This window comes from Vibrio sp. 10N.261.46.A3 (assembly GCF_041472995.1).
In the GTDB taxonomy this organism is placed as follows: Bacteria; Pseudomonadota; Gammaproteobacteria; order Enterobacterales; family Vibrionaceae; genus Vibrio; species Vibrio coralliirubri.
Genome location: NZ_JBFRRH010000131.1, coordinates 1 through 7,774 on the forward strand (window position 1 = coordinate 1; position 7,774 = coordinate 7,774).

At 42.1% G+C, this 7,774-nt stretch carries 8 protein-coding genes; 5 read left to right on the forward strand and 3 right to left on the reverse strand.

Annotated features, from left to right (window positions below):
* Together AB4484_RS24465 and AB4484_RS24470 are read left to right on the forward strand one after the other, a co-directional pair.
* On the forward strand, window positions 1-660 hold a 660-nt coding region (locus AB4484_RS24465; RefSeq protein ID WP_372080809.1), incomplete at its 5' end, for a YhcG family protein.
* The gene (locus tag AB4484_RS24470; protein ID WP_372080810.1) at window positions 657-3,911 is read left to right on the forward strand and encodes a type I restriction endonuclease subunit R; all 3,255 of its coding nucleotides are present in this window, start codon (window positions 657-659) and stop codon (window positions 3,909-3,911) included. The genes AB4484_RS24465 and AB4484_RS24470, both read left to right, overlap by 4 nt.
* A gap of 180 nt (window positions 3,912-4,091) precedes the next feature.
* On the opposite strand, the gene AB4484_RS24475 is transcribed toward AB4484_RS24470, so the two are convergent.
* From AB4484_RS24475 to AB4484_RS24485, 3 genes are read right to left on the reverse strand one after another with little or no spacing between them, the layout of a single operon-like run.
* Window positions 4,092-4,766, reverse strand: a complete 675-nt coding sequence (locus AB4484_RS24475) for a hypothetical protein (protein WP_372080811.1) — start codon at window positions 4,764-4,766, stop codon at window positions 4,092-4,094.
* Window positions 4,767-4,777: 11 nt separating this feature from the next.
* Window positions 4,778-5,713 (reverse strand): integrase, encoded by a 936-nt coding sequence (locus tag AB4484_RS24480; RefSeq protein WP_372080812.1) that lies wholly within the window; start codon window positions 5,711-5,713, stop codon window positions 4,778-4,780.
* The gene (locus tag AB4484_RS24485; RefSeq protein WP_372080813.1) at window positions 5,665-6,120 is read right to left on the reverse strand and encodes a hypothetical protein; all 456 of its coding nucleotides are present in this window, start codon (window positions 6,118-6,120) and stop codon (window positions 5,665-5,667) included. The genes AB4484_RS24480 and AB4484_RS24485 overlap by 49 nt, the downstream gene beginning before the upstream one ends.
* A 647-nt stretch (window positions 6,121-6,767) precedes the next feature.
* On the opposite strand from AB4484_RS24485, the gene AB4484_RS24490 reads away from it, so the two are divergent.
* The 3 genes from AB4484_RS24490 to AB4484_RS24500 are packed head-to-tail and all read left to right on the forward strand — an operon-like array spanning window position 6,768 to window position 7,752.
* The gene (locus AB4484_RS24490) at window positions 6,768-7,283 is read left to right on the forward strand and encodes a single-stranded DNA-binding protein (RefSeq protein WP_372080814.1); all 516 of its coding nucleotides are present in this window, start codon (window positions 6,768-6,770) and stop codon (window positions 7,281-7,283) included.
* Window positions 7,280-7,507 (forward strand): hypothetical protein, encoded by a 228-nt coding sequence (locus AB4484_RS24495; protein WP_372080815.1) that lies wholly within the window; start codon window positions 7,280-7,282, stop codon window positions 7,505-7,507. The genes AB4484_RS24490 and AB4484_RS24495 overlap by 4 nt, the downstream gene beginning before the upstream one ends.
* Window positions 7,508-7,554: 47 nt before the next feature.
* The gene (locus AB4484_RS24500; RefSeq protein WP_372080816.1) at window positions 7,555-7,752 is read left to right on the forward strand and encodes a hypothetical protein; all 198 of its coding nucleotides are present in this window, start codon (window positions 7,555-7,557) and stop codon (window positions 7,750-7,752) included.
* Window positions 7,753-7,774: the final 22 nt, after the last annotated feature.

The following is a 7,774-nucleotide window of genomic DNA, read 5'->3' on the forward strand; positions in this document are numbered from 1 at the left end:
AGATATGATCAAGAGACAGGGTCTAGAGCGGTATTAATTCACCAAGTTGAAAGCCAGCTAATAACTCGAATAGGCTCTGCGGTGAATAACTTTGAAATGACACTTCCAGATCCGAGCTCTGAGCTTGCCATTCAAACTTTAAAAGATCCATACCATTTTGACTTCTTAAACCTCAACGCAGAAGCAAAAGAACGAGATATTGAGAACGCGCTCATGAAACACATCACCTCGTTTTTACTTGAGCTAGGAAGTGGTTTTGCGCTAGTTGGTCAGCAATATAATCTGAATGTGGGCGGGGATGATTTTTTTATCGATTTGCTGTTCTATCACCTTAACCTCCGTTGTTACGTGGTGATCGAACTTAAAGCCGACAAACTTTCACCTAAAGACGTTGGCCAACTTGATTTCTACCTATCAGCCGTTGATGGAGAGCTAAAACGACAGGATGACGCTCCCACCATCGGCTTACTGCTATGCAAAGAGCGAAATCGAGTGGTCGCGGAATACGCGGTGCGCAATAAAACGTCACCAATAGGCATCGCGGAATACCAGCTTTCTGAAAGACTACCTCAAAATATTAAAGGGCAACTTCCTTCTATCGAAGAGATAGAAGTTATTTTGTCTCAAGATATGACGATGAATGATGGAGAAGACTCATGATCACTGAAGACCAATTAGAACAGCTTTGCCTTGATTGGTTTATGGGTCTTGGTTATCAATACAAATGTGGTTATGACATCGCCCCCGATGGTCATTCAGCTGAACGCGATGATTACCATCAAGTTGTGCTCAAACAGCGCTTGCTAGAGCGTTTGGAAGCATTAAACCCTGAGCTACCACAAGAGAGCCTAGCAGTCGTGGTGAACATGGTGAGCACACCAGATACGCCCGTTCTGATTAAAAGTAACCGAGCTTTTCATAAGTACCTAATTGAAGGTGCGCCTGTTGAATATACCGTGTATGAAGACGGTGAAACCAAAACTAAGCACACCCATGCTCGCTTAATGGATTTTACCAATCCAGATAACAACGAGTTTTTGGTCGTGAATCAGTTCACCATCACAGGTACTAAAGGTAACCGGCGTCCAGATGTATTGGTGTTTATCAATGGGTTACCTATTGCTGTCATCGAGCTGAAAAATCCCGCCGATGAGCATGCCGATATTTGGCACGCCTACAACCAACTTCAAACTTACAAAGATGAAATTCCGGACCTCTTTGCTTTCAATGAATCTTTAGTGGTCAGTGATGGTTGGACGGCTCGTATTGGTTCACTAACTGCCAATAAAGAGCGGTTTTTACCTTGGAAAACCGTATCGAGTGAAGATGACAAGCCACTTTGGGAATACCAACTTGAAACCATGGTTAAGGGCTTCTTTAAACCTGACCTACTGTTAGATTACATACGTTATTTTGTTTTATTTGAAACAGACAACGACAACATAATCAAAAAGATTGCAGGTTATCACCAGTTCCATGCTGTACGAGCCGCGGTAGAGGCAACCGTTCGTGCCAAACAAGCGGAGGGTGAATTACCTATGGTTGCTGAGCGTATGGATCAATACCAAATACAAGCCACAAAAGGTTTAGAGAAGATTAAACCTGGCAGCGGTAAGGCGGGGGTAGTTTGGCATACACAAGGGAGCGGTAAAAGCATTTCGATGGTTTGCTACGCCAGTAAACTACTGCAACAACCAGCAATGAATAACCCAACAATAGTGGTGGTTACAGATCGAAATGATCTTGATGGTCAACTTTTTAACACTTTTGGTATGGCGCAAGAGACGCTCAAGCAACTCCCCTTACAAGCTAATGGTCGAGATAAGCTGCGTGAACTACTATTGAGTCGCCAATCTGGCGGTATCATCTTCACTACTATCCAAAAATTTGCCTTACTGGCAGAAGAGACGGACCATCCCGTGCTCTCGACGCGAGCCAATATTGTCGTAGTCTCAGATGAAGCACACCGCAGCCAGTATGGTAATAAGTCTAAACTGGTTGATGTAAAAGATGCGGAAGGAAACGTGACGTCTCAAAAGTACGTCTACGGTTACTCTAAATACATGCGCGATGCATTACCAAACGCCTCATTTATTGGATTTACTGGCACGCCGATCGCCATGGATGATAAAGATACTCGTGGAGTCTTTGGTGAATACGTATCAATCTATGATATCCAAGATGCCGTTGATGATGGCGCCACGGTGCCTATTTATTACGAATCACGCCTCGCAAAACTTGATATCAACCAAGATGAAATTGAGCAACTTAACGACAAAGTCGAGGAAGAAATTGGTGAAGATGAAGAAACGGCGGATCGTGAGAAAGTAAAATCAGAATGGGCAACGCTTGAAAAACTGATAGGTGCTGAGCCTCGTATCGAGCAGGTTGCAAAAGATTTGGTGCATCATTTTACGACTCGTACCTCGACCTTTCCTGGAAAAGCCATGATTGTGGCGATGAGCCGTGAAATTTGTGTCGACATTTATAATGCGATTGTGGCCATCAAGCCAGAGTGGCATAACGACGATCCAGCCAAAGGAGCGATCAAAATCGTCATGACAGGCAGCGCGTCAGATAAAGCTAAGATGCAGCCTCATATTCATGATAAAAAAACTAAGAAACTGTTTGAAGCTCGTTACAAAGATACACAAGATGAACTTCAATTGGTGATTGTTCGCGATATGTGGCTGACAGGCTTTGACGCACCGTGTTGTCATACTATGTACATTGATAAACCAATGAAAGGGCATAACCTAATGCAGGCTATTGCTCGTGTAAATCGGGTGTTTAAAGATAAACCCGGTGGTTTAGTGGTTGATTATATTGGTATCGCTAATGAACTTAAAAATGCACTAAAAACCTATACCAATAGCCAGGGTAAAGGCGCACCAACAGTTGATACTGCAGAAGCTTTTTCTGTCTTAATGGAGAAGGTTGATATTATTCGAGGGATGTTTGCTACACCGGTAGATGGCTATGTCTTTAACTATCGCCCTGATTTTGAAACAGACGCACTCCGATTACTTCCAGGAGCTGCAGGTCACTTATCTGGGTTGTCACATATCGATAGCAATGGCAAAGAGGTTCGTGATGGTAAGCGCCGTTTTCTTGATGTTATGGCTGCGCTAGGTAAAGCTTATTCGTTGTGTAATACCATGGACGAGACTCGCGGCTATAAAAACGAAATTGCATTTTACTCGGCGATTAAAGCTGCATTTCTTAAGCACACGACAGTTGACAAAAAACGTTCAGATGAAGAGCGAAACTCCGCTCTAAAACACATTCTCGATAACGCGGTCATCGCGGATGGTGTTGATGATATATTTTCAATGGTTGGTCTAGATAAACCTAACATTGGTTTGCTTTCTGAAGAGTTCTTAGAAGATGTTAAGAACATGAAGGAAAAGAACTTAGCTGTTGAACTTCTTGAAAAGCTACTTCGTGATGAGGTAAAAGCTCGTATGAAGAACGATGTTGTTCAAGAGAAGAAATACTCAGAGCGTATTATGTCGACGCTACAAAAATATCATAACCGTAGCATTGAAACCGCTCAGGTCATTGAAGAATTGATTCAGTGGGCTAAAGAGATGCAAGAAGACGGGGAGTTGCTAGATAAACTCAACCTTTCTGTTGATGAAATTGCCTTTTATCGGGCATTAGTTGACAACGAATCGTCAGTACGGGAGCTTGGCGATGATAACTTGCGTGAACTGGCTATCGAGTTAACTCATCAACTGCGTAAGTCTGCAACTGTTGACTGGCAGAAGCGTGAAAGTGTACGAGCGCGTATGCGAAACCTTGTACGTCGACTATTACGTAGGTGGAAGTATCCACCCGATGCCGCAGAAGAAGCCATCAAGCTTGTGTTAGAACAAGCAGAGGTTCTAGCTGACGGTTGGTATAAATAATGACTAAGGCAAGGTGTAAACCTTGCCTTTTGAATATCTATGCACTTTTTATTTAATTAAAGATCAACTAGCCGCTTTGTTCGGTCAAAAATAGTAATCAGAATGGAATACATTAGAGCTATTGATCTAGCTGATAATTGTCCAAAAATCCGTTAGAGGTCTTGCTAGTATCAAAGAACATTAGTGAAGATCTTCCGATTGCAACAAACTCCTATAAAACACCGGAAAACTGTCATCTTGATACAACTCTTCCATGTAGATGCTTGTCACGACGGGGGTTAAATCTGAATGTAGCCAGCTCTTGTATAGGGCATACAGCTCTACTGTCGCAAGGTAGCCGTCGGTATGGTTTGGAATATGCTCGGTAGCAAATGCCCCTAACGCTTCAATGATCTCTTTCTCTTCGTATTCCTCATCAATGTCATTAAACAATGCCTCAACATTGCTCTTAACTTCCCCTGTATGACCGTGTGATGTGGTTTTAAGCCAGAGTGCAAGTGTTTGGCTCGTCTTAAGTCTGTCAGCGAGAGAAGGGGCGCTTGGAGCAAGATTCTGATAGCTTTTCAAAAAGTCCTGGCTACGCATTGCCTCAAAGATGATTTCTTCTGGGTCATCCAGTTCAAAGTCGTCACAGCAGTAATACAGGTAAAGCGCATAGAGCTCCGCTGATTCATCAAGCAAATTGACCATTTTCCATTTCTTAGCATGTTGATATGCAAGTGCTAACAATTGCTTACCAGTAATTTTATGAGGAATGTGGTTCAAAAAATTCATCAGATATTCTGGACCATTGACATGAGCAAGAAAGCTGTCGTCACGGAAAAATACGCCATTCATATTAATGGTAAAAAGCATGATGATTCTCACTATTTGGCTAGGTTAGGATTGAGGTAGTGATCGGTGATATCGGATCTAAAATGCCCAAGCTCTTGGCTTACAATAAGCTTATTCGTTTCATAAGTATTACCTGGATTGTTGTCCCCCATACGTTGTTGAGCATAGGTGTACCTTAATCCGTGAGCGCCATGAGAATACCCGAGCACTTTCGTGGACATGTTATAAAAAGCATTGGTAAATCGAATACCTCCAACCAGATTGTAATGCGTCAAAATGTCGGCTTTTCTGTCTTTGATTTGGATTGGACTATCGAGCCTATAGATCTCCAATTCTTTAGCCAATTCTGTTGGTATCATCACGGCCCTTAGTAGTCCTCCCTTACCATTGACAACGTATTTCTCTCCTTCAAGTCCTGCAAATAAATCATCTCTCCACTGTCTTTGGGTTGAAGGAGACAGCTCATCAATACGCCTTAAGGTGTAAATCTCCTTGGCTCTTAACCCTGCTTGATAGCACAGTTTTGTTGATAGGCGAGTGCGGGCTTGCTGCCTATTCATGATTTTTTCGATAGAAGTGATGGGGTAGGCTCGATTCGTTTTCTCTCTATCTTTGAGTCCAGAAGGTAGGGCTAATTTCACTCCAGGTTTATTGATAGAAAGTATTCGTTCTAATACCTTTTTCTCATTTTGAAGGCTCTTTTTGCAAATTTCATCTTTACGAATTTTAAGCCACGCTTTGGCTCTTTTTTGATTTAAGTTGTTAATGTTTCTTATATTCAATCTTTCCATAATGCGATAGGTAATATCTAAGTGGTGATTAAACGTTCTCACACTTCGAATCATTCCTTGGGGAGCTTCTGTTTTACTTTTTCCTAAAGCATTATAATGTTGATTGAAGAACTGGCGAATGTAATGTTTTACTTGTCTTTTTTGCTTTGATGTGAATTTGTTCTCTTTTCTTTCCATCGTCTTAATGCTTTGCCTATCGTTGTTATGCTGCAATCTACGTTTTTATAGTAGTAGAGCCAACCCTTAATATGTCTCATTGTGCACCCATGCAGACTGTAAAGATACTCTACCTCATTCTTTATTAAAATCAATGAGAGTTGGTTAGGATTGTTTGGTAACGTTCTGGCTGCCTTTTCTTTTGGTGGTAATTGGGATTTCACTTGACTGATTGATATGAAATTTCGAATGCCACTTGCTGATGATTTAAAAGGAAGAAGTTGAGAGATTTTCTCATAGCTTACGCGGTGGTGCCTCAATGTTAGGATAAGGTTTTTATATTCGTCATACTTGCTCCCTTGCCTCAAGTGTCCATTTTTAATCGTTTCAAACTCTTGCCTCAATTGTGATTTTTCAGTGTTATTCATGGTGAGTCCAAATGAAATCTTAGGGTGTTTAATGCGCAGAATTTGCGTATGTAGTTACTTTGATGTTTCAGGTGTATTTTGCCTCAAATTTTCATATGCAGCAATGGGTTGGGCTCCCTCTGGGCATCACTTTTTAAGTGTGCCCTGAGGGAGCGGAGGCGTGTGAATGGCCCTTTAAATAAGAATGTTGAGGCAAAAGGCAATAAAAATGAGGCAATAGTATTTAAATGGTCTACTGACTTCTTTAATTATGATTTAAATAGTGAGGCAACCCATGCTCTTTGGTGAGTTTTTCTCTATGTTTCAATATTGTCGATATTGAGGCAATAATAGGTGAGGTGAGGCAATGGGTATTTATCGACTAAGAAGTGTAATGAATGAGGCAAGATGAGTAATGAGTGGTTGAAACAAAGCTAAAACTTTCATTATGTGTGATTTAAATAACCTTTGGGTTATATTAATTTGTTCTTTTGTTTTATTTTTGGCTGCTGTGGCTTGGGTTTATCATATTTACTCTAATTAGTCACGAATTAGGCGGCACTATTTTTCTACTATTTTTTGTCTTTCTAATTCGTGACAATTGTTATTCCTTTTTTACAATAAAGTTCTTAAAAGGCTCTTATTGAGAAAAACAAAAGGAATAAGTCATGTCAAACGCTCTATTTGTATTTGAAGGTAATATAGGTCAAACCCCAGAATTGCTCTGGCAACCAGGTAATGAAAAGTCTAACGGTCAATCTCGACCGCTTTTAAAATTTACAGCCAAATATGACCGACTGGTCAAAACCAATAATCAAGAACAACCTTATGAAGATAAAGGGGGTTTTTGGGTCAACATTGATTATTGGCGAAATAACGCCGAAGAGTGGGCGAAGTTATTGCAAAAAGGGATGCGAGTACGCATTGAAGGTCAATTAAGAATGGACACTTGGCCTGATAAAAATAACCCAGGTCAAACGCAATCGGGCATGGCATTAACGGCGTCCTCTATCTCCATATTACCCTCCCGCCTGGAATCGGTCGTGATGAAATCACGTCAATCATCACGACCTTCTGATGCGAGTTCGCCTGGCTATTCTCAACAACCTACCCACAACAGCGAGCACTATGGCAGCGAGGCGTTTGGTGGTGATGACCAATATGACGAGTGGGGGCAATCATGAGCAGTTTGACCAAAGCGATTGTGTTATTGCGCGCCCGAGTTCGGGCGCGCCATCAAGGCGACGTTGAGCAACTAAAGCAGCTCAACGCCGATTTGATGGAGTGTCAACCTTTTGTCGGTCAAGTTCAGCAAGCGTTGAAATTAAACCGCGATGGCATGACGCTTTCCAAAGTCACACCAGGTTGGGTGAAGTCGAAAATGAGAGCGCCAGAGGGGGCGTTATGAGGCTGTTTTTGTGTGAAAAACCCTCCCAGGGGCGAGATATTGCCAAGGTGCTTGGGTGTCATGAAAAGCTCGACGGCGCCCTGAAAGGGGGGCGTGACGTCGTCACGTGGGGCTTTGGTCATTTGCTGAGTCAAGCGGACCCAGAAGCGTACGATGATGCGTTAAGTGAATGGTCCCTTGATACGCTGCCGATTGTACCAGAGCGGTGGAAAATGGTCGTTGGCAAAGATAAGTCCAGTAATTAAAGGGTTGCTGGCGAAAGCCAGT